This is a genomic window from Pseudomonas knackmussii B13, from assembly GCF_000689415.1.
In the GTDB taxonomy this organism is placed as follows: domain Bacteria; phylum Pseudomonadota; class Gammaproteobacteria; order Pseudomonadales; family Pseudomonadaceae; genus Pseudomonas; species Pseudomonas knackmussii.
In genome coordinates this window covers 4,147,965-4,167,779 of sequence record NZ_HG322950.1, presented here as the reverse complement: position 1 = coordinate 4,167,779, position 19,815 = coordinate 4,147,965, and the positions used below count along the sequence as shown (strand labels likewise).

At 67.8% G+C, this 19,815-nt stretch carries 16 protein-coding genes and 1 pseudogene; 9 read left to right on the top strand and 8 right to left on the bottom strand.

What is annotated here, in order from left to right; genetic code table 11:
• Window positions 1-109: 109 nt before the first annotated feature.
• Entirely contained in the window at window positions 110-880 is a 771-nt protein-coding gene (locus tag PKB_RS19570; protein WP_043253689.1) for an AraC family transcriptional regulator, read from the bottom strand.
• 340 nt (window positions 881-1,220) lie between these two features.
• On the opposite strand from PKB_RS19570, the gene PKB_RS19565 reads away from it, so the two are divergent.
• From PKB_RS19565 to arfB, 3 genes are all read left to right on the top strand, one after another.
• Complete coding sequence (locus tag PKB_RS19565) at window positions 1,221-2,630, top strand: amino acid permease (RefSeq protein WP_043253687.1); 1,410 nt, start codon at window positions 1,221-1,223, stop codon at window positions 2,628-2,630.
• Between the two features lie 100 nt (window positions 2,631-2,730).
• A complete protein-coding gene (locus PKB_RS19560; protein WP_043253685.1) occupies window positions 2,731-3,111 on the top strand; it encodes an MliC family protein in 381 nt (126 codons plus the stop codon).
• An 84-nt stretch (window positions 3,112-3,195) separates the two neighbouring features.
• A complete protein-coding gene (gene arfB / locus PKB_RS19555) occupies window positions 3,196-3,609 on the top strand; it encodes an alternative ribosome rescue aminoacyl-tRNA hydrolase ArfB (RefSeq protein WP_043253683.1) in 414 nt (137 codons plus the stop codon).
• Window positions 3,610-3,717: 108 nt separating this feature from the next.
• Here the strand turns inward: arfB and PKB_RS19550 are convergent, their stop codons facing one another.
• Window positions 3,718-4,137: a MerR family transcriptional regulator gene (locus PKB_RS19550; protein WP_043253681.1), complete on the bottom strand. Its 420-nt coding sequence runs from the start codon at window positions 4,135-4,137 to the stop codon at window positions 3,718-3,720.
• 78 nt (window positions 4,138-4,215) lie between these two features.
• On the opposite strand from PKB_RS19550, the gene PKB_RS19545 reads away from it, so the two are divergent.
• On the top strand, window positions 4,216-5,448 hold the full coding sequence (locus tag PKB_RS19545; RefSeq protein ID WP_043253679.1) for an NADH:flavin oxidoreductase/NADH oxidase family protein: 1,233 nt from the start codon (window positions 4,216-4,218) through the stop codon (window positions 5,446-5,448).
• Here the strand turns inward: PKB_RS19545 and PKB_RS19540 are convergent.
• Window positions 5,445-6,170, bottom strand: a complete 726-nt coding sequence (locus PKB_RS19540; protein WP_043253677.1) for an SDR family oxidoreductase — start codon at window positions 6,168-6,170, stop codon at window positions 5,445-5,447. The genes PKB_RS19545 and PKB_RS19540 overlap by 4 nt on opposite strands.
• 111 nt (window positions 6,171-6,281) lie before the next feature.
• Here PKB_RS19540 and PKB_RS19535 point away from each other — a divergent pair, with 111 nt between their 5' ends.
• Window positions 6,282-7,076, top strand: coding sequence for a LysR family transcriptional regulator (locus tag PKB_RS19535; protein ID WP_043253676.1), 795 nt, complete (start codon window positions 6,282-6,284; stop codon window positions 7,074-7,076).
• Here the strand turns inward: PKB_RS19535 and PKB_RS19530 are convergent.
• Window positions 7,049-8,153 (bottom strand): annotated as a pseudogene (locus PKB_RS19530) (AbrB family transcriptional regulator). The gene PKB_RS19535 and the pseudogene PKB_RS19530 overlap by 28 nt on opposite strands.
• Before the next feature lie 108 nt (window positions 8,154-8,261).
• Here PKB_RS19530 and PKB_RS19525 point away from each other — a divergent pair.
• Window positions 8,262-9,158, top strand: coding sequence for a LysR family transcriptional regulator (locus PKB_RS19525; RefSeq protein WP_043257520.1), 897 nt, complete (start codon window positions 8,262-8,264; stop codon window positions 9,156-9,158).
• A gap of 127 nt (window positions 9,159-9,285) precedes the next feature.
• Here PKB_RS19525 and PKB_RS19520 read toward each other — a convergent pair whose 3' ends face one another.
• A complete protein-coding gene (locus tag PKB_RS19520; RefSeq protein ID WP_043253674.1) occupies window positions 9,286-10,179 on the bottom strand; it encodes a TauD/TfdA dioxygenase family protein in 894 nt (297 codons plus the stop codon).
• 115 nt (window positions 10,180-10,294) lie between these two features.
• Here PKB_RS19520 and PKB_RS19515 point away from each other — a divergent pair, with 115 nt between their 5' ends.
• Window positions 10,295-11,329, top strand: coding sequence for an AraC family transcriptional regulator (locus tag PKB_RS19515; protein WP_043253672.1), 1,035 nt, complete (start codon window positions 10,295-10,297; stop codon window positions 11,327-11,329).
• Between the two features lie 195 nt (window positions 11,330-11,524).
• Here PKB_RS19515 and PKB_RS19510 read toward each other — a convergent pair whose 3' ends face one another.
• From PKB_RS19510 to phhA, 3 genes are all read right to left on the bottom strand, one after another.
• Window positions 11,525-12,721 (bottom strand): amino acid aminotransferase, encoded by a 1,197-nt coding sequence (locus tag PKB_RS19510; protein WP_043253670.1) that lies wholly within the window; start codon window positions 12,719-12,721, stop codon window positions 11,525-11,527.
• Window positions 12,718-13,074, bottom strand: a complete 357-nt coding sequence (locus PKB_RS19505) for a 4a-hydroxytetrahydrobiopterin dehydratase (protein ID WP_043253668.1) — start codon at window positions 13,072-13,074, stop codon at window positions 12,718-12,720. Before PKB_RS19505 ends, PKB_RS19510 begins: the two co-directional genes overlap by 4 nt.
• A 155-nt stretch (window positions 13,075-13,229) precedes the next feature.
• Window positions 13,230-14,018 (bottom strand): phenylalanine 4-monooxygenase, encoded by a 789-nt coding sequence (gene phhA / locus PKB_RS19500; RefSeq protein ID WP_043253666.1) that lies wholly within the window; start codon window positions 14,016-14,018, stop codon window positions 13,230-13,232.
• Window positions 14,019-14,279: 261 nt separating this feature from the next.
• Between phhA and PKB_RS19495 the strand changes: the two genes are divergently transcribed.
• Both PKB_RS19495 and PKB_RS19490 read left to right on the top strand, forming a co-directional pair.
• The gene (locus PKB_RS19495) at window positions 14,280-15,851 is read left to right on the top strand and encodes a sigma-54-dependent phenylalanine hydroxylase transcriptional regulator PhhR (protein WP_043253665.1); all 1,572 of its coding nucleotides are present in this window, start codon (window positions 14,280-14,282) and stop codon (window positions 15,849-15,851) included.
• Window positions 15,852-16,249: 398 nt separating this feature from the next.
• On the top strand, window positions 16,250-19,807 hold the full coding sequence (locus PKB_RS19490) for a hypothetical protein (protein WP_043253663.1): 3,558 nt from the start codon (window positions 16,250-16,252) through the stop codon (window positions 19,805-19,807).
• Window positions 19,808-19,815: the final 8 nt, after the last annotated feature.

The window sequence follows — 19,815 nt, the reverse complement described above, 5'->3', positions numbered from 1 at the left end:
TAGGAGCGGATCTCATCCGCGAAAAGGCGCGCCGGAAACGTCGAATCGCGGCCATGGGCCGCTCCTACAAGAGCGCGCCATGCGCGCGATTCGCGGACAAGGTCCGCTCCTACGGAGCCGCCAGATACTCCGAAGGCGCCACCCCCAGTTCGCGGCGGAACATCTCGCTGAAGGCGCCCGGGGTGTAGCCCAGGTCGTGGGCGATGCGGCTGATCGGCGTACCCGCGGATAGCGCAGCTACGGCCGTGGCCAACTGCACCTGGCGGCGCCAGGCGGCGAAGCCCATGCCCAGGCTGCGCTGGAACAGGCGGGCGAGGGTGCGCACGCTGGCGCCGGCGTCGGCGGCGTGTTGCTCGAAGGGGATTTCCGCGCTGGGGTTGGCCATTACCGCCTGGCACAGGGCGAGCAGGCGGCGGTCGTCGTCTTCGGGGAGCGCAATGCGCGGCAGGCTGCTGCGGGCGCGGCGCAGTTCCAGCACGCAGAGATCGGAGAGGGCGCGGTAATACTCCGGATCGGTCTGCTTTTCCTGCTCCACCAGACGCAGGATCAGCTCGCGCAGCAGGGCGTCGACCTCGAACACCTGCACGCGCTCCTCCAGCACCCCGGACAGGCTGGGCCGCAGGTAGATGTTGCGCATCTGCAACTCGCTGACCACGCGGATGCCGTGGGGCACGCCCGGCGGCAGCCAGACCGCCCGCTGCGGCGGCAGCAGCAGCGCTTCCTGCGGGGTTTCCAGCCACATCAACCCGGACATGGCGTAGAGCACCTGCCCCCACTCGTGCTCGTGCGGCTCGATGTACAGCCCGCGCGGGTAGCTGCGGGCCAGGCCGCGCAGGGGTACCTGGGTATCGCTGAGGTCGGGCGGGGTGGCGCGGGCCATGGATCACCGGAGGCAGTCGGGAGATGCGGCGAATGGTAGCGGCGGCCGGGGCTGGATGCATCTGCCGTGGAAAGCGCGCGCACCGCTCTGTAACGAAGGTTTTACGCAATGGCCGGCGGAACTGGCGCGTGGCCGTGGCTGTAACGAAAAGCTGCCACCGGAGCGGCTCCAAAGGCCGGCAGGGCGCGGTTGGGCAGGCTTGTCCGGGCGCGGGCGAGCGGCTGATATGGCGCCTGCCCGAACGCCTGCAGTCGCCTGTCGCAGCGCTCCAGCCTTGCATGCCGAGCGGTCACGAGCCGCGCGGTCCGATCCGTCACAGATAAAAACAAAAGGTGACGCAATGTCGCGTGATACCCAGCACGCAGGCCAGCTACAGCGCGGCCTGAAGAATCGCCACATCCAGCTGATCGCGCTCGGCGGCGCCATCGGCACCGGCCTGTTCCTCGGCTCGGCCGGGGTGCTCAAGTCGGCCGGCCCGTCCATGCTGCTCGGCTATGCCATCGCCGGGCTGATCGCCTTCCTGATCATGCGCCAGCTCGGCGAGATGATCGTCGAGGAGCCGGTGGCCGGCTCCTTCAGCCACTTCGCGCACAAGTACTGGGGCGGCTTCGCCGGCTTCCTCTCCGGCTGGAACTGCTGGGTGCTGTACATCCTGGTCGGCATGTCGGAGCTCACCGCGGTCGGCAAGTACATCCACTACTGGTGGCCGGACGTGCCCACCTGGGTCAGCGCGGCGCTGTTCTTCGTGCTGGTCAATGCCATCAACCTGTTCAACGTGAAGGCCTTCGGCGAGGCGGAATTCTGGTTCGCCATCATCAAGGTCGTCGCCATCGTCGGCATGATCGCCCTCGGCAGCTGGCTGCTGGTCAGCGGCCACGGCGGCGAGCAGGCCACGGTGAGCAACCTGTGGAGCCACGGCGGCTTCTTCCCCAACGGCATTTCCGGCCTGGTGATGGCCATGGCGATCATCATGTTCTCCTTCGGCGGCCTGGAAATGCTCGGCTTCACCGCTGCCGAGGCCGACCAGCCGAAGACGGTGATCCCCAAGGCGATCAACCAGGTGATCTGGCGCATCCTGATCTTCTACGTCGGCGCCCTCGGCGTGCTGCTCTCGCTGACCCCGTGGGACACCCTGCTGCAGACCCTCAGCAGTGCCGGCGATCCCTACAGCAGCAGCCCCTTCGTGCAGATCTTCTCGCTGCTGGGCAGCGGCACCGCGGCGCACATCCTCAACTTCGTGGTGCTGACCGCGGCGCTGTCGGTCTACAACAGCGGCACCTACTGCAACGGCCGCATGCTGGTCGGCCTGGCCGAGCAGGGCGATGCGCCGTGCAGCCTGGCGCGGGTCGATGGACGTGGCGTGCCGGTGCGGGCGCTGCTGGTGTCGGCGGCGGTGACCTTCCTCGCCGTGCTGGTGAACTACCTGATGCCGGCACGCGCCCTGGAACTGCTGATGTCCCTGGTGGTGGCGGCGCTGGTGATCAACTGGGCGATGATCAGCCTGGCGCACCTGAAGTTCCGCGCGCACATGCAGCGCCGGGGCGTGCAGACCCTCTTCCGCGCCCTCTGGTATCCGTTCGGCAACTGGCTGTGCCTGGCCTTCGTCGCCTTCATCCTGGTGGTGATGCTGCTCACCCCGGGCATCCAGGTGTCGGTGTACGCGATTCCGGTCTGGCTGCTGGTGATGTTCGCCTGCTATCGCCTGAAGCGTTCGCCGGCTGCTCGCCCGAGCATGGCCCTGGCCGAGTGAATGCAAGCGCGCCCCGACTTTGCGCCGGGGCGCGCGGCGTTGCCGGGGAGCGGTCGGGTTGTCTAGAGTGTCCGAGCCATTTTTCGTCAGAGGGACATTCATGAAAAAAGCATTCTGGCTGCTGGCTGCCGCCGTTCCCGTGTTGCTGGCCGCCTGTGGTGGCGGTGGAGAGAAACCCGTCGCGCCGACCGACGCCCTGGTCTTGCCCGGCGACGCCAAGCTGGACACGCGCAGCGTCGACTACAAGTGCGACGACGGCCGCACCATCAGCGTTCGCTACCTGAACAAGGGTGATAACCACCTGGCAGTGGTGCCGGTGAGCGACAGCTCCAGCCTGGTCTTCGCCAACGTCATCTCCGGCTCCGGCGCCAAGTACGCCGCGGCACAGTACGTGTGGTGGACCAAGGGCCAGGAAGCCACCCTGTACAAGGACTGGAAGGGCGGCGAGCCGGCCGACGGCTTAGCCTGTCGGGAGCGCTGATCCAGCACCTGCAAGAAGCCCGGCATCTGCCGGGCTTTTTCATGGGTGCGATATGCTGTCGGCCTTTTCCAGCGAAGCGACGCCATGCTGCAGATTTCCAACACCGTGCAGATCCCCGATGCCGAGATCGAGTTGAACGCCATCCGCGCCCAGGGCGCCGGCGGGCAGAACGTCAACAAGGTGTCCAGCGCCGTTCACCTGCGCTTTGACATCCGCGCCTCTTCGCTGCCGGAGTTCTACAAGGAACGCTTGCTGGCGCTGAGCGACCAGCGCATCAGCAGCGATGGCGTGGTGGTGATAAAGGCCCAGCAGTACCGCACCCAGGAGCAGAACCGCGAGGACGCCCTGAATCGCCTGGCCGAGCTGATCCGCTCGGTGGCCAAGGTCGAGAAGAAGCGCAAGGCGACCCGCCCGACCCTGGGCTCCAAGACCCGCCGCCTGGAGGGCAAGAGCAAGCGCGGGGCGATCAAGGCGGGGCGGGGGAAGGTGGATTACTGAAGGTAGAAATCCCTTGTAGGAGCGGCCCATGGCCGCGAATCGCGCGCATGGCGCGCTCCTACAAGGCGTGGGGCATCGCCGCAATGGCGAGCGGCGAAGGGTGAGGTATCACTCCAGCGCCGCACGCTCGCGGATGCCGGCCAGCAGCCGCTCGGCGTTGGCCTCGCAGCCCATGCCATCGGGCTTGTTCTCGATACCGTCGATGAAGGTCAGCAACTGCTCGCGGTTGCGCGCCAGGCGCTCCTGAAGCTGCTCGATTTCCGCCACCTTGCGCTTCAGCCCTTCGAGCAGGCGCGTGTGGTCGCCGTCGATGGCGCCGCCCGGCGGTTGCAGCTGGCGGATTTCCTCCAGGCTGAAGCCGGCCTGCTGCGCGCTGCGGATGAGGTCCAGCTGGCGCAGCGCCTGCGGCGGGTATTCGCGATAACCATTGGCCTGCCGCTGCACCGTTTCGAGCAGGCCGGCAGCTTCGTAGAAGCGGATGCGCGAGGCCGCGAGCCCGCTGCGCTTGGCCAGTTCGCCGATCTTCATGGAGGGACTCCGGGGGGATTGACATTAAAGTTAACTTTAATCTTAACCTCGCCGGCACCACAACCTCGGAGCCGCGCCATGTCCCCGTTCCAGCCGCTGCAACTGCCCAACGGCAGCGAAATCCCCAACCGCCTGGCCAAGGCCGCCATGGAGGAGAACCTCGCCGATGCCGACCAGGGGCCTTCCGCCGAACTGCTGCGCCTCTACCAGGCCTGGGCCGACGGCGGCGCCGGGCTGCTGCTCAGCGGCAACGTGATGGTCGACCGCCGCGCCATGACCGGGCCGGGCGGGGTGGTGCTGGAGGACGAGCGGCAGCTGGAGAAATTCCGTCGCTGGGCCGCGGTCGGGCGTTCGCGCGGCGCGCAGTTCTGGTTGCAGATCAACCACCCGGGCCGCCAGGTGCAGGTCAACCTCGGGCAGGGCGCCTGGGGACCCTCGGCGGTGCCGCTGGAGATGGGCCGCTTCTCGAAGATGTTCGCCGTACCGCGGGAGATGACCGAGGCGGACATCGCGGACGTCATCTCCCGCTTCGCCCGCACCGCCGTGCTCGCCGAGAAGGCCGGATTCAGCGGCGTGCAGGTGCACGCGGCGCACGGCTACCTGCTCAGCCAGTTCCTCTCGCCGATCAGCAACAAGCGCCAGGACCGCTGGGGCGGCTCCCTGGAGAACCGCGCCCGCCTGCTGCTTGAGGTGGTTCGCGCGGTGCGTGCGAAGGTGTCGCCGGGCTTCAGCGTGGCGGTCAAGATCAACTCGGCGGACTTCCAGCGTGGCGGGTTCGACGCCAGCGATGCGCGCCAGGTGATCAGCTGGCTGAACGATGAAGCGGTCGATCTGGTCGAGCTTTCCGGCGGCAGCTATGAGGCGCCGGCGATGCAGGGTGATGCCCGCGATGGCCGCACCTTGGCGCGTGAAGCCTACTTCCTTGAATTCGCCCGCGAGATGCTCGGCGCCGCGCGCATGCCGCTGATGGTCACCGGCGGCATCCGCCGCCTGGCGGTCGCCGAGCAAGTGCTGGACAGCGGCCTGGCGATGGTCGGCATGGGCACCGCCCTGGCCATCGACCCGCGCCTGCCGGAGCACTGGCGCGGCGGCCGCGAGCGCAGCGCCGAGCTGCCGGCGATCCGCTGGCGCTCTAAGCCCCTGGCCGCGCTGGCCTACATGGCCCTGGTCAAGCTGCAGATCCGCCGCCTCGGCGCCGGCCGCCAACCACAGCCGGAAGCCTCGCCGCTGCGCGCGCTGATCATCGAACAGCTGCGCAGCGCGCGACGCACCCGCCAGTACCGGCGCTGGATGGACAAGCTGGCCGGTTAAGCCTGCTGGCGAGTGGCGGCGAGGACGATCTCGCGGATGCACACGCCCTGGGGCTGGTTGTAGGCGAAGCCGATGGCCCCGGCGACGTCCTCGGCGCTGAGCACCTGGCCGCCCATGTCCTGCTTCCAGGCCTGGTAGCCGGCCTTGATGGCTTCGTCGGTGGTGTGGCCGAGCAATTCGGTCTCCACCGCGCCGGGGGCGATGGTCACGACCCGCACGTTGTGCGGCGCCACTTCCTCGCGCAGGTTCTCGGAAATCGCGTGCACGGCGAACTTGGTGCCGACGTAGGCGACGTGGTTGGGGAAGGTCTTGCGCCCGGCCACCGAGCTGACGTTGATAACCGTGCCCTGGCGCCGCGCGATCATTCCCTGCAGCACTGCATGCACGCCGTTGAGCAGGCCCTTCACGTTGACGTCGAGCATGCGCTCCCACTCGGCTGGGTCCTGCTCGGCCATGTTCCCCAGCAGCATCACGCCGGCGTTGTTCACCAGGGCGTCGGCCGGGCCGAAGCGTTCCTCGGCTTCCTTTACTGCGGCCAGCAGAGTTGCACGGTCGGTGACGTCGACGGCGCGGCACAGCGCGTTCGGCAACTTCAGGGCTTCCAGGCGATCGATGCGCCGCGCGAGCAGCAGCAGTGGATGGCCCTGTGCGGCGAACAGGCGGGCGGTGGCTTCGCCGATACCGGAACTGGCGCCGGTGACGATGATCAGGGGCTTGCTCATGGGATTCTCCTGCTATCGAAAATATGGATGCCTTGAGGATGTTGAGGAGTATATTTGCGGCAATTCAGCCTGAAATATGGCTTATTCCTCTGTCTGGTATCGGTTGTGTCTATGGATATTCGTCAGCTCGCTGCCTTCGTCGCCGTCTTCGAAGAGCGCAACATCACCGCCGCGGCGCAGCGCCTTTTCGTCAGCCAGCCAACGCTTTCGGTGACCATCCGGCAACTGGAAGAAGCCCTCGGCGCCACGCTTTTCGTCCGCCAGGCGCGCGGCGTCGAGGTCAGCGAAGCGGCCCGCGCGCTCTATCCGCGAGCGCGCGCATTGCTGGCCGATGCCGAGGCATTGCGCGGCATGTTCCGCCATGCCGAAACCCGGCGTCCGCTGCACCTGGGCGTGGAAGGCGATATCAGCTCAGCGCAGATCGAGCGATTCGTCGCCATGGCCTACGCCGGCGTGCCCAACCTGCTGCTGCACTTGCAGGAAGGCTGCGTCGGCGATGCGCGGCTGGCGGTGGAGGAGTTCTGCTGCGAGGAAGAACTGTTCCTGCCGGTGTGGGACGATCCCTACGTGCTCGCGTTGCCCGCCGATGTGCGCGAGACCAGCGACAAGGGGTGGATCACCTGCCCGGCGCACCCCTCGCACCAGCGGCTGATGAGCGCCTATGGCAACGAGCGGGTGGTGGCCCAGGCGGACTCGCTGAAGCTGGCGTTGCATCTGGTTCGCGCCGGCATAGGTGCGGCGCTGTTGCCGGCGTCTCTGCTGGAGGGCGTTGCCGGCGTGCGCCAGGGCAAGCTGCAGGTGCCGCTGCCGGTGCGGCGCATTGGCCTCTGTTACGCCGCCCAGTCGCTGGAGAAGCCCGCGGTGCGTGAGCTGTACGACTACCTCCGGGCGACGCCGGCTGCTTGAGTGCGAGCTTCGCTCAGGCGGATCACCAGGCGGGCGATGGACACGCCGCTGAGCAGCACCACGATCAACCGCAGGGTCTGCATCGCCAGGACCAGGCCGACATCGGAGTGGGTGTCCACGGCGATGATCGCCATGGCGTCCAGGCCGCCGGGGCTGGTCGCCAGGTACATCGACAGGAAATCGATGCCGGTGAGGGCCGCCAGGCCCCAGGCGAAGCTCGCGCAACTGGCGATCAGCAGCAGCGCACTGAGCAGCATGGCCGGCAGGTGGCGGCCGACGTAGACCAGGCTGGCGCGATCGAAGCGCAGGCCGATGTAGCAGCCGATCACCCCGTAGGCCAGGGCCAGCAGCCAGTAGGGCAGGGTGATCTGTAGCAGGCCTCCCAGCTGCAGCGCGGCGCCGGCCACCAGCGGCACCAGCAGCGGCCCGGCCGGCAGGCAGGCGCGAGCCGATACTGACGCCGACAAAGATCAGCAGCAGGCAGTTGACGAGCGCGGGCAGGTCCTCGGGATTGCTGAGGGGTGAACTGTGCGCCGCCGCGCCACTGCCGTCGATGCCGAACAGGCGGCCGACCAGCGCGCCGGCGCCAACCACGCAGACGACCCGCACGTACTGCATGGTCGCCACCACCCGTGGGTCGCCGCCATGCGCTTCGGCCATCGCCACCATGGCCGAAGCGCCACCCGGCGCGGTGCCCCAGGCAGCCGTGCTGCCGGGAATGCCGCCGAAGCGCACCATCAGGTAGCTGACCAGGGCACTGAGCACGAGGGTCAGCAGGGTGCCGACGAGCATCAGCGGCCAGGATTCGGCCATCGCCTGCAGTACCGACCCGTTGATGGCGTGGGCCACGAGCAGGCCGATGCAACCCTGGCTGAGGCGGAAGCTCAGGCGCGGCAGGCGGATGGTCGTGCCGGCGATGCCGAAGGCGATGGCAACCAGCATCGGGCCGAGGAAGCGCGCGGCCGGCAGACCCAGTTCGCTGAGCGCCTGTCCGCCGAGCCCCGCCGCGAGAATCAGAGCGAGCCACTGCAGGCTGGCGGGCAAACGGCTGAAACGCTGGGCTGGAAGGCTGGACACGCGAAGCTCCCGACTACGGACGACGGGGAAAATTATCGATAGCGCAATCCATCAAGTCCATTTTCTAATAGTCATGGATTCATTCCTGAAATTTATCGGATGGCCGCCATGGACCTGCGCGATCTCGCCTACTTCGAAACCATCGCCGAACTCGGTCACCTCGGCCGCGCCGCCGACCGCCTGGGGCGCAGCCAGCCGGCGCTGACCAAGAGCATCCAGCGCCTGGAGCAATCGCTCGGCGCCAGCCTGTTCCAGCGCGACGGCCGGCGCATCCGCCTGACCCCGGCGGGCGAGCTGATGCTGCAGCGCGCCCGCCAGCTGCGCCAGAGCGTCGAGGAAACCCGCCGCGAGGTGCGCGACTTCGCCAGCGGCGTGGTCGGCAACATCCGCCTGGGCTGCGCCGCGACCATGGCCGAATACCTGTTGCCGCGCCTGGTGGAAGAGTTGCTGGCGCGGGCGCCGGACGTGACCATCAGCCTGGTCCTCGGCCAGGACGACCTGCTGCGCGAGTCCCTGCGTGGCGGCCGCCTGGACATGGCGATCTGTTCGCGCATCCTCGACGACCCGCAGCTGCTGAGCGAACCGCTGCTGCAGGACCAGGTGGTGGTGGTCGCCAGCCGCGAGCACCCGCTGTTCGACAGCCCCATCGGCATCGCCGACCTGTGCCGCTACCGCTGGGTACTGCCGTCGACGGCGGTGTCCTCGCGGCGCTGGATCGATGCCACCTTCCAAGGGCACGGGCTGCCGTCGCCGCAGGTGCAGATCGAGACCAACGCCATTCCCATGCTGCCGCGGCTGATCGCGCGCACCCGCCTGCTCAGCTTCATGGCCCGGGAAACCCTGGGCGGCGGTCACGGTGTGGACCAGTTGCGCGAGGTGCCCCTGGCGGAAACCACCCTCGACCGCAGCATCGGCCTGGCCGTGCGCGACGGTGCCTACCTGTCGCCGGCGGCGCAGTTGCTGCGGGACATGCTGCGCGAGCACGCGGCGCGGTTCGTCCTGTAGGAGCGGGCCATGCCCGCGATTCGCGGACAAGGTCCGCTCCTACGAAAGCCATGCAATCGAGCCCGCGCACACCGCTGTAGGAGCGGATCTCATCCGCGAAAATCACCGCCCTATGCAGGGCGGCTGCTCAGCGACTCGGCACTTCCCCCACCACCGTGGTGCGGTACATCTCCCGGCGCATGCCGTGGTAGTCCGAGACCGGGTAATGCCAGGTGCTGCGGTTGTCCCAGATCGCCAGGGTGCCCGCCGTCCAGCGCATGCGGCAGGTGAAGGCCGGCTGGGTCGCGATGCCGTAGAGGTAGTCGAGCAGCGGCTGCGCTTCGGCCGGGCGCATGCCCTTGATGCCGCTGGTGTAGGCCGGGTTGATGTAGAGGATCTTCTTGCCGGTTTCCGGGTGGCGGGTCACCAGCGGGTGCGAGCGGGTTTCGCCGTCGGCGTTGCCGTAGCGCACCGCCATGTTTTCCATCAGGTCGTTGTGCTTGGCCTCGGCACCATAGGCGCGTTCGGGGCTGTGGATGGCGTCCAGGGTCTCCAGCTGGGCGCGCAGCTTCGGCGACAGCCATTCGTAGGCCAGTGCCATGTTCGCGTAGAGGGTGTCGCCGCCGAACGGCGGGATGTCGTGGCCGTAGAGCAGGGTGAAGGCCGGCGGGCGCTCCTGGAACGACCAGTCGCTGTGCCAGGCGCCGCCGAACACCACCGGGGTCTTCTCGTTGGCTTCCTTGACCACCCGCACCACGTGGGGATGGTCCGGCAGGCCTTCGACGTAGGGTTCGCGGCCGAACTCGCCGAAGCGCAGGGTTACCGCCTCCAGGTCCTCGATGCCCAGCGACTGCCCGCGGATGAACAGCACCTTGTGCGCCAGCAGGGCCTGGCGCAGCTCGGCGTAGCCTTCCTCGCCGAGGGTCTTCAGGTCGATCTCGCTGACGTCGGCACCGATGGCCCCGGTGGCCGGGACGATCTGGAAGTGCCGGTAGCTGGCGGCGCGGTTCTGGCTGGGCAGGGCGTAGAAGAACTCGAACATGGGCGGGCCTCTTGTCGGTGTTGTTGGCGTACTCAGCATGGTCCGCGGACAGGGGATGCGCCATGATGATCGGCGCCAGAAATTGATGATTTCCGCCACTGCCCGGGAGCCCCACATGGATTGGCGCCAACTTCGCGAGATCACTGGAGTTCGCTACCTGCTCGACTGCGCCCGCGCCGAAGGCCTGGGCGAGGAGGCCTGCCTGGTGGGTAGCGCCATAGATGCGCGCGAACTGGCCGGACGCAACGCGCAAATCCAGGCCTGGCAAGAGCTGGCGGTGATCCGCAACCTGCTGCAGCACCTGGGGCGCCCGGGCCTGGGCTTCAGCGCCGGACGGCGCTACCACCTCACTTCGCTGGGCCTGCTCGGCTTCACCATGCTCGCCTGCCGCAACCTGCTCGAGGCCTTCGAGACCTTCGGCCGCTACCAGAGCCTGGCCTTGACCCTCTGCCCAGTGAGCCACGCGCAGGACGGGCAAGGGGTGTGGATGATCTTCGACGACAGCGTGCTGCCGCCCGACGCCCGCGCCTTCGTGGTCGAGCGCGGTGTGGCCGGCTGCGTGCAACTGGCCAGCGAGCTGCTGCAGCGACCGGTCGAGCCACTGGCGCTGGAATTGCGCAGCGCCGCGCCGGAAGACCCGATGCCATACGCCCGTGACTGGCCCGGCCCAGTGCGCTTCGGCGCCGCGCGCAATGCCGTGCTGTTCGCCCATGCCGACCTCGCGGCCAGCCTGCCGCAGGCCCACCTCGACGCCCGCGCCAGCGGCGAGGCGCTCTGCGAACGAGCCTGTGCGGAGCTGCAGCTCACCCTGGCCGGCACGCCCACGGCGCGGGCGGTGCAGCAACTGCTGATCCGCGAGTCGGCGAACCTCCCCGGCAGCCGCGAAGTCGCCCGCCGCCTGGGCCTCGCCGAACGCACCCTGCAACGCCGCCTGGCCGCCGAAGGCCACAGCTTCCAGGCGCTCAGCGACGGCATCCGCCAACGCCTGGCCGAGCGCCTATTGCGCGAATCCAGGCTCGACCTGAACGGCATCGCCCAGTGCCTGGGCTACGCCGAAGCGGCCAGCTTCTCGCGCGCCTTCCAGCGCTGGACCGGCACCACGCCCGGCCGCTGGAAATGCCAGGCGGGGCCGCCGCTGGCTCCTCTGTAGGAGCGGATTCATCCGCGAAAATCCCTGCGCCGATGCCAACCTGTAGGAGCGCGCCATGCGCGCGAATCGCGGCCATGGGCCGCTCCTACAGGGAGGCGCCGTGCATAGCCATTCGCGGATGAGATCCGCTCCTGCCGGGCTTCCCAAAGGCAAAAAAAAACCGGCCATTGGCCGGTCGAATCGAGGGAAGAACCGTTACTCGCAAACCGCCGCGATGGCGCGGGCCAGGTCGCCCAGGCGCGTGGCGTCGATGCCGGCGATGTTGGCGCGGCCGCTGCCAACCATGTACACGCTGTGCTCCTCGCGCAGGCGGCGGACCTGCTCCGGCGTCAGGCCGGTGTAGGAGAACATGCCGCGCTGGATGGCGATGTGCGCGAAGCGCTCGGCCAGCCCGTGCGGGCGCAGGGCCTCGACCAGGCCCAGGCGCAAGCTGGCGATGCGGGTGCGCATTGCGGTCACTTCGTCCAGCCAGACCTGCTTGAGGTCGCGGTCGCCAAGGATGGTCGCCACCACTTCGGCCCCATGCGCCGGCGGGGTGGACCAGAGGTTGCGCGCGATGCTCGCCAGCTGGCTGCGTACGTTGCCCAGTTGCTCGGCGTTGGCGGCGCTGACGATGAGCGCGCCGACGCGGTCGCGGTAGAGGCCGAAGTTCTTCGAGCAGGAGCTGGTGATCAGCACTTCCGGCAGGCTTTCGGCGAACAGCCGCGCGGCGCGGGCGTCCTCCTCCAGGCCGTCGCCGAAGCCCTGGTAGGCGAAGTCGATCAGCGGCAGCAGCTCGCGGCGACGCACCACTTCCAGGACCTTCTGCCAGTCGTTGTAGGCCAGGTCGAAGCCGCTCGGGTTGTGGCAGCAGGCGTGCAACAGCACCACGTCGCCATGAGGCACGTGGTTCAGCGCGGCGAGCATGCCGTCGACGTCGAGGTGATTGTCGGCACCCACGTAGGGGTAGTGATTGACCTTGAGGCCGGCGGCGGCGAACAGCGTCTCGTGGATCGGCCAGGTCGGGTCGCTGACCCAGATGCTGCGCCCCGGCAGGCAGCGCGCGATGAACTCGCCGGCCAGGCGCAGGGCGCCGGTGCCGCCGGGAGCCTGGGTGGCGTCGGCGCGCTGGCTGGCCAGCAGGCGCGAGTCGCTGCCCAGCACCAGCTCGCTCAGGCGGGCGGCGAAGAGCGCGTCGCCGTGGCCGCCGACGTAGCTCTTGGTGGTCTCGTGTTCCACCAGGTGCTGTTCGGCCAGCTTCACGGCGCGCGGGATCGGCGTCAGGCCCTGGGCATCCTTGTAGACGCCCACGCCGAGGTCGAGCTTGGCCGGGTTCGGATCGGCGCGGAAGGCGTCGATCAGGCCGAGGATCGGGTCGCCCGGCACGCGCGGAATGGGGGCGAAGTGGTTCATTTGCGGCCTTCGGCGACCTTGGCCAGCTCGTCGGTGCGCGCGGCCATGATGAAGTCGTTGCGGTGCAGGCCGTTCATCTCGTGGCTCCACCAGGTCACGGTGACCTTGCCCCACTGGGTCAGCAGGTCAGGGTGGTGGCCGACTTCCTCGGCGATGCCGCCGACTGCGTTGGTGAAGGCCAGGGCATGGCGGAAGTTCTTGAACAGGAACACGCGCTCCAGCTCCATGTGGCCGTCGCGGACCTCGATGTTCCAGTCCGGAATCTGCTTGATCAGCGCGGCCAGTTCATCGTCGGAGACGTGCGGGGCGTCGGCGCGGCAGGCTTCGCATTGGGCTTGGCTGAGGGTGCTCATGGGGTTCTCCTTGTTGGTTTCGTTATGCAAGGTATTTGATTGTAGGAGCGAGAAGGACGCCGGGGCGTTGCTCGCGAACGACCCCTCTGCGTCATCCCCGCGAACGCAGGGACCCAGAAGGCCTCGCGAGCAAACTCACCCATACGGGGAGGGGGTCAGGCAGCCTGCTTCGGCGGGAACTTGGGTGCATGCAGGCCCAGCTGCATGGCCTGGCGGACCATCGCCATGATGTCCTGGTGGGCCAGCTCGAACAGGCGCTTGAGCTCCGGCAGGACGAAGTACAGCGGTTGCAGGATGTCGATGCGGTAGGGCGTGCGCATCGCCTCGATCGGGTCGAAGGCCTGGTGCTCGGGGACCTCGGACAGGCTGTAGACCGTTTCCTTCGGCGAGGAGAGGATGCCGCCGCCGTAGATGCGCCGGCCTTGCGGGGTGTCGAGCAGGCCGAACTCGATGGTCATCCAGTACAGCCGCGCCAGGTACACGCGCTCTTCCTTGCTCGCAGCCAGGCCGAGCTTGCCGTAGGTGTGGGTGAACTCGGCGAACCAGGGGTTGGTCAGCAGCGGGCAGTGGCCGAAGATCTCGTGGAAGATGTCCGGCTCCTGCAGGTAGTCCAGCTCTTCCGGGGTGCGGATGAAGGTGGCTACGGGGAATTGCTGGCTGGCCAGCAATTCGAAGAAGGTCTGGAACGGGATCAGTGCCGGGACGCGGGCGACGCGCCAGCCGGTGGTGGCCTGGAGCACCTGGTTGATCTCGCCCAGTTGCGGGATGCGGTCGTGGGGCAGGGCGAGCTGCTCGATGCCGTCCAGGTATTCCTGGCAGGCGCGGCCTTCGATCACCTTGAGCTGGCGGGTGATCAGGGTGTTCCACACCTGGTGCTCGGTTTCCGGGTAGTGGATGAAACCGTTCTCGTCAGGCTGGCGGGCCACGTACTGCGTTGTCTTCATGGGGCCTCCGGGTCAGGCCTTTGTTGTTGTGATAGCTCCACAGATAGCTGTGTTCGCGTGCCGATGCAGCCCCTCGCTTCCCGCTTCACGTGGCTGAGATCGCGGCTTTTCGTAAAGAAAACGTTACGACATGAGCGAGTTGCCGAGAATTCGGCTTGATGCGCTCGGAATCTGTCACATATTCTTGACGGAAAATTCCGGCCGACAGGCGAAAAATGCCTGCCTCGGGACCCCGGCAAGTACAAGAGAGCGGGCCTTTCCATGCGTATCAAAGTCCACTGCCAGAACCGCGTCGGCATCCTGCGCGACATCCTCAACCTGCTGGTCGACTACGGCATCAACGTCAACCGCGGCGAGGTCGGCGGCGAGCAGGGCAATGCCATCTACCTGCTCTGCCCGAACCTGATCAACCTGCAGTTCCAGTCGCTCAAGCCCAAGCTCGAGGCGATCCCCGGCGTCTTCGGGGTCAAGCGCGTCGGCCTGATGCCCAGCGAGCGCCGCCACCTGGAGCTCAACGCGCTGCTGGCGGCGCTGGACTTCCCGGTGCTGTCCATCGACATGGCCGGGCAGATCGTCGCCGGCAACCGCGCGGCCGCGCAGCTGCTCGGCGTGCGCGTCGACGAGGTGCCGGGGATTCCGCTGGCGCGTTACGTCGAAGAGCTCGACCTGCCCGAGCTGGTGCGCGCCAACAAGGCGCGGATCAACGGCCTGCGGGTGAAGGTGAAGGGCGACGTGTTCCTCGCCGACATCGCCCCGCTGAAATCCGAACACGACGACAGCGAGGCGCTGGCCGGCGCGGTCATCACCCTGCACCGCGCCGACCGCGTTGGCGAGCGCATCTATAACGTGCGCAAGGTCGAGCTGCGCGGTTTCGACAGCATCTTCCAGAGCTCGAAGGTGATGGCCGCGGTAGTTCGCGAAGCCCGGCGCATGGCGCCGCTGGACGCGCCGCTGCTGATCGAGGGCGAGACCGGCACCGGCAAGGAACTGCTGGCCCGCGCCTGCCACCTGGCCAGCCCGCGCGGCCAGGCGCCATTCATGGCGCTGAACTGCGCCGGCCTGCCCGAATCCATGGCCGAGACCGAGCTGTTCGGCTACGGCCCCGGCGCATTCGAGGGCGCGCGCCCGGAAGGCAAGCTCGGCCTGCTCGAACTCACCGCCGGCGGCACCCTGTTCCTCGACGGCGTCGGCGAGATGAGCCCGCGCCTGCAGGTGAAGCTGCTGCGCTTCCTGCAGGACGGCTGCTTCCGTCGGGTCGGTAGCGACGAGGAGGTCTACCTCGACGTGCGGGTGATCTGCGCCACCCAGGTCGATCTGTCCGAACTGTGCGCCAAGGGCGAATTCCGCCAGGACCTCTATCACCGCCTCAACGTGTTGTCGCTGCACATCCCGCCGCTGCGCGAATGCCTCGACGGCCTGAACCCGCTGGTCGAGCACTTCCTCGACTCGGCCAGCCGGCAGATCGGCTGCCCGCTACCGGTGCTGGCGCCGCAGGCCATGGACCGCCTCAGTCGCTACCACTGGCCGGGCAACGTACGGCAGCTGGAAAACGTGCTGTTCCAGGCGGTCTCGCTGTGCGAAGGCGGCACCATCAAGGCCGAGCACATCCGCCTGCCGGATTACGGCGCGCCGCACCCGCTGGGCGACTTCTCCCTGGAAGGCGGACTCGACGCCATCGTCGGCCGCTTCGAGCGGGCGGTGCTGGAGCGCCTCTACCGCGAACACCCGAGCAGCCGCCTGCTCGGCAAGCGCCTGGGGGTGTCGCACACCACCATCGCCAACAAGCTGCGCCAGCACGGCCTGGGGCAGGGCGGCGAGTCGGACGGGACATGACGCGGAGCGTCATACGGTCCACGCCCAGTCGATCATCGGGCGTAGGGCGCGTCAGAGAATCGACGAGCCGTAGCGAAAGCCTGGGTTGGTTGAAATTTGTACAATTTTCTGGCGCTGGACTATGTTGACCTTGGAGGTTCCATCGACCGGACAGGGCTGCGGTCCGCAAGGGCCCGCGTAGGCGGTTACGCACAGCCCGGCGCTTCAGGTCGGCCGGCCAGCGGCGAGTCGTTCACCCGCACGCTTGTCCGGCAAGGGAGAGGAAATAACCTCCGGCCCCGCGCGGCGCTCCGGTCGCCGTAGGCGAGGCGAAGGACCGGGCCCGGCGGACCCAGCGACGCTCCCCTCCGGCGCCCCTAGGCAGCGTCAACGGTCGACCCGACGCCTCGGGAGGGACCATGGACAGCAAGGACTCAGGGAGCAGTCTCGCGCTCTGGATACCCGGCGGAGCGGTCATTCTCAGCCTGGTCGTCTCGACATTCGCACTGACCCGCGCACCCTTCCTCGAACCGCGCCCGCTGGGCGGCCAGTTCCGCGCCGAACAGCCCATCGAGGCGCGCCTCTGGCAAGACCCCTTCGATGCCCTGGAGCGCTACCGGCGCAAGCTCAAGGAAACGCCCGAGACCGCGAAGGAAGACCCCTGCCTCGACGTTCTCTCGATCGCCGGTGACAAGCCTGGCGCAGTGCACAAGGCCGACGTGATGCTGGCGGTGATTGAAGGCGGCCCTTACGCCGACGAGGTGGAACTGCGCAGGCGCACGCGTTACGCCATCCTCGCCGGTTTCAAGAACAGTCACATGGTGCCGGACGACGAGCAGCACATGCGCTGCTTCAAGACCCCGGTGTTGAGCACGCCCGCTAAGGACCAGCCCGAGTTGCCTTACGAAGAGCTGGTGGCCAACCCGCTCGATCCGCCGCGCGACGCCGAGCACCAGGCACAACCGGAGGCCAGGACGCTGCTGTTCTGGGTCAAGGACGATTACCTGATGGACCACCCGCTGATGCGCTTGAGCGAACTGCGCAAGCAGCTGGCGCCGATGGTCGGTCGTAGCGAAACCGACGACACCTTCGTCCTGAAAGTCCTGGGCCCGTCCCGCTCGACCCTGCTGCGCGAGATGTATCGCGACGAACAGGCGGGCAATGCCACGTCCACCGTCGAGATCTATTCGCCGATGGCGACGGCCGAGAAGAAGATGCTGACCTGTGGCATGCCCGGCGACCGGACCGCCGCGCCGGGCTCGAACTGTTATGTGCCGGGGGAGAAGCCTGCCGCGCCTCTCAAGCCGATGAAACTCCTGCGCACCGTCGCCGACGACGGCTGGCTGGCCTCCATGCTGTTGGACGAGCTGATGCTGCGCCGGGTCGACCCGGTCAAGGGCATGCAATGCATGCGCGGCATGGCGCAGCGGGTCGGCAATGACTGCGCCGCCACCGATGTCTGGCCGCGCTATGGGCGCATCGCGCTGATTTCCGAATGGGACAGCTTCTACTCGCGCGCCCTGGCCGAATCGTTCAAGGCCAAGGTCGCCGAGCGGGCGCGCCTGGAGCCGGGGAATCGCGACATGGTCGACGACTGGGTGCTGCGCTTCAGCTACCTGCGGGGCGTCGACGGGCGCCTGCCGGATCAGGCGGCGAAGAGCGACCCGTCCGCCGCCCCGAAAGACGCCAAGGACCCGCTGAGCGACCGCAGCCCGCTGGAGCGCTCCGACGGCGATTCGCAGCTGGACTACCTGCGCCGCCTCGCCGACCGCATCGCCGAGCTGGACGACAGCTACCGGCAGGGCGGTGACAGCGGCATCGCCGCCATCGGCGTGCTGGGCACCGACGCCTACGACAAGCTGCTGGTGCTGCAGGCGCTCAAGGCTCGCCTGCCGAACAAGCTGTATTTCTCCACCGACCTCGATGCGCGCATGCTGCAGCGCGGGCAGGCGGAGACCACTCGCAACCTGGTGCTGGCCTCGCCCTTCGGCCTGTCCCTGACTCGCGCCTTGCAACAGGACGTGCCGCCTTTCCGCGACAGCCTGCAGAGCGCCGTGTTCGTCGCCGTGCTGGCGGCACAGTCGCCCCGCGATTTCGCCTTCAAGCAGGCGAAGTTCGACCCCGATGGCGACAGCCTGCTGGCGCCGGGCATCTACGAGATCGGCATCAGCGGTTTCATTCCGCTGGCCAGCGAGCAGCGCGGCGATCGCGGCAAATTCTGCGTGACGCCCAGGACCCAGCGCTCCTGGGCGGCCGGGCGCCCGGCCATGACCCAGGACATCATGACCCTGAGCTGCCTGCAGGACCCGCCGCCACCGCCCTATCCGCAGATCACCGAGGCGCTGCGCGGCAAGCTCGATGGCGTGCTCGCCATGTGGCAGGGCGATTGGTTGATCGTGCTGGTCTCGGCCTTGCTGCTGTTCCTCGGCTGGTGGTGGGTGGATGACCGCCAGGCCCCGGCAACCCAGCAGGGCGAGCTGCCGTTGTGGGTGCGCCGGTTGCCGCTGGCCTTCTACGTGGTCGCTGGCCTGTTCGCCTGGGTGTCGGCGCTGCTATGGCGCGTGCAACTGATCTGGGGGACCTTCGTGCTGATCGTCCTCGGCGTGCTGGCGGCCCAGTTGATTAGGCGCAACCGCGAGCTGCAGCGCTGCCGGCAACAGGAAGAGGGCGCGGAGACGAAGCAGGAGACGGCCCTGCCGCCCAGCCTGTTCGATTCCTCGGCCTACTACCTGGTACTGCCGGCCGTGGTCTTCGTCCTCGCGCTGCTCTGGGGCTACCAGTCGCGGCGCGCGCTCACCGAGTATGGATTGGGCGAACCGATGTTCCTCTTCGAGGGCATCAGCGCCTGGCCGACCATCGCCCTGCGCCTGCTGGCGCTGCTCATCTCGATCTCGGCGCTGGCCTGGGGCTGGCGTTGCCTGCGCCTGAACCGGCAGCAGATCGAAAGGGAGTTCAGCCTGCAGGTCAAACCGGCCACGTTGATGGGCCGTTTCCCCCGCTGGCGCGGTCTTGCGCCGGCGGAAAAGGACCAGGCGGCCACTGGCAGTGCTGCCAAGTCGGCAGGCGAGAACTCCTGGGCGCGTGAACTGGGCAATTACCTCGCGCTGATCCTGTTCCCCTTGTCGCGAAACAGCGTCGAGAAGATGGCCGACGCGGGTTGCGATGTGCCCTACGCGGGCAGCGACGGCCGTCCGAAGCTCGATATCGCGGCGTTCTGGCAGGAGCATTGCCTGGGCGGCGCCTTCGGTGCGCGGTTGCTGCGCGCGATCCTGGCGACCTGGACCTTCGCCCTGCTCAGCGGCGTGCTCTACATCCTCTGGCCCATGGACGCCAGCCCGGTGCGCGGCGATCTGCTATGGGGCAAGGCCATCTGGATGCTGCCGACACTCGCGTTCCAGCTGCTGGTGTTCTGGGTGGTCGACGCCAACTTCCTGCTGATCCGCTTCATTCGCCAGCTGATCGGCCACCACGGGATCTGGCCGAAGAAACTGCGCGACGAACACCGCGCCATGTTCGGCATCGACCAGCATGCCTGCATCGACGACTGGGTCGACGTCACCCTGATCGCCCAGCGCACCGCGGCGGTGAGCCGGTTGATCTACGCGCCGACGCTGGTGCTGCTGATCCTCATCGTTTCGCGCAGCAGCCTGTTCGACAACTGGCCGACCCCGCCGGGGCTGGTGATTTCCTTCGGCATCACCGGCCTGATCCTGTTCTGCTCTGCGCTGTCCTTGCGTCGCGCGGCGGAAAAGGCCCGGGCCCTGGCCTTGCAGCACATAGACGCGCAGTTGCTGAAGCAGAACGGCAGCGAACCGCTCTACGCCAAGCTCCCGCTGATTCGCGAACGCATCGTCAACCTGAAGACCGGCGCCTTCTCGCGCTACACGGAGGAGCCGTTGGTGCGCGCCTTGCTGCTGTCGCTGACCGGCCTGGGCGGCACGGCGATCATCGACGTGCTCAACCTGGCCAAGTTCTAGGGCGGGGG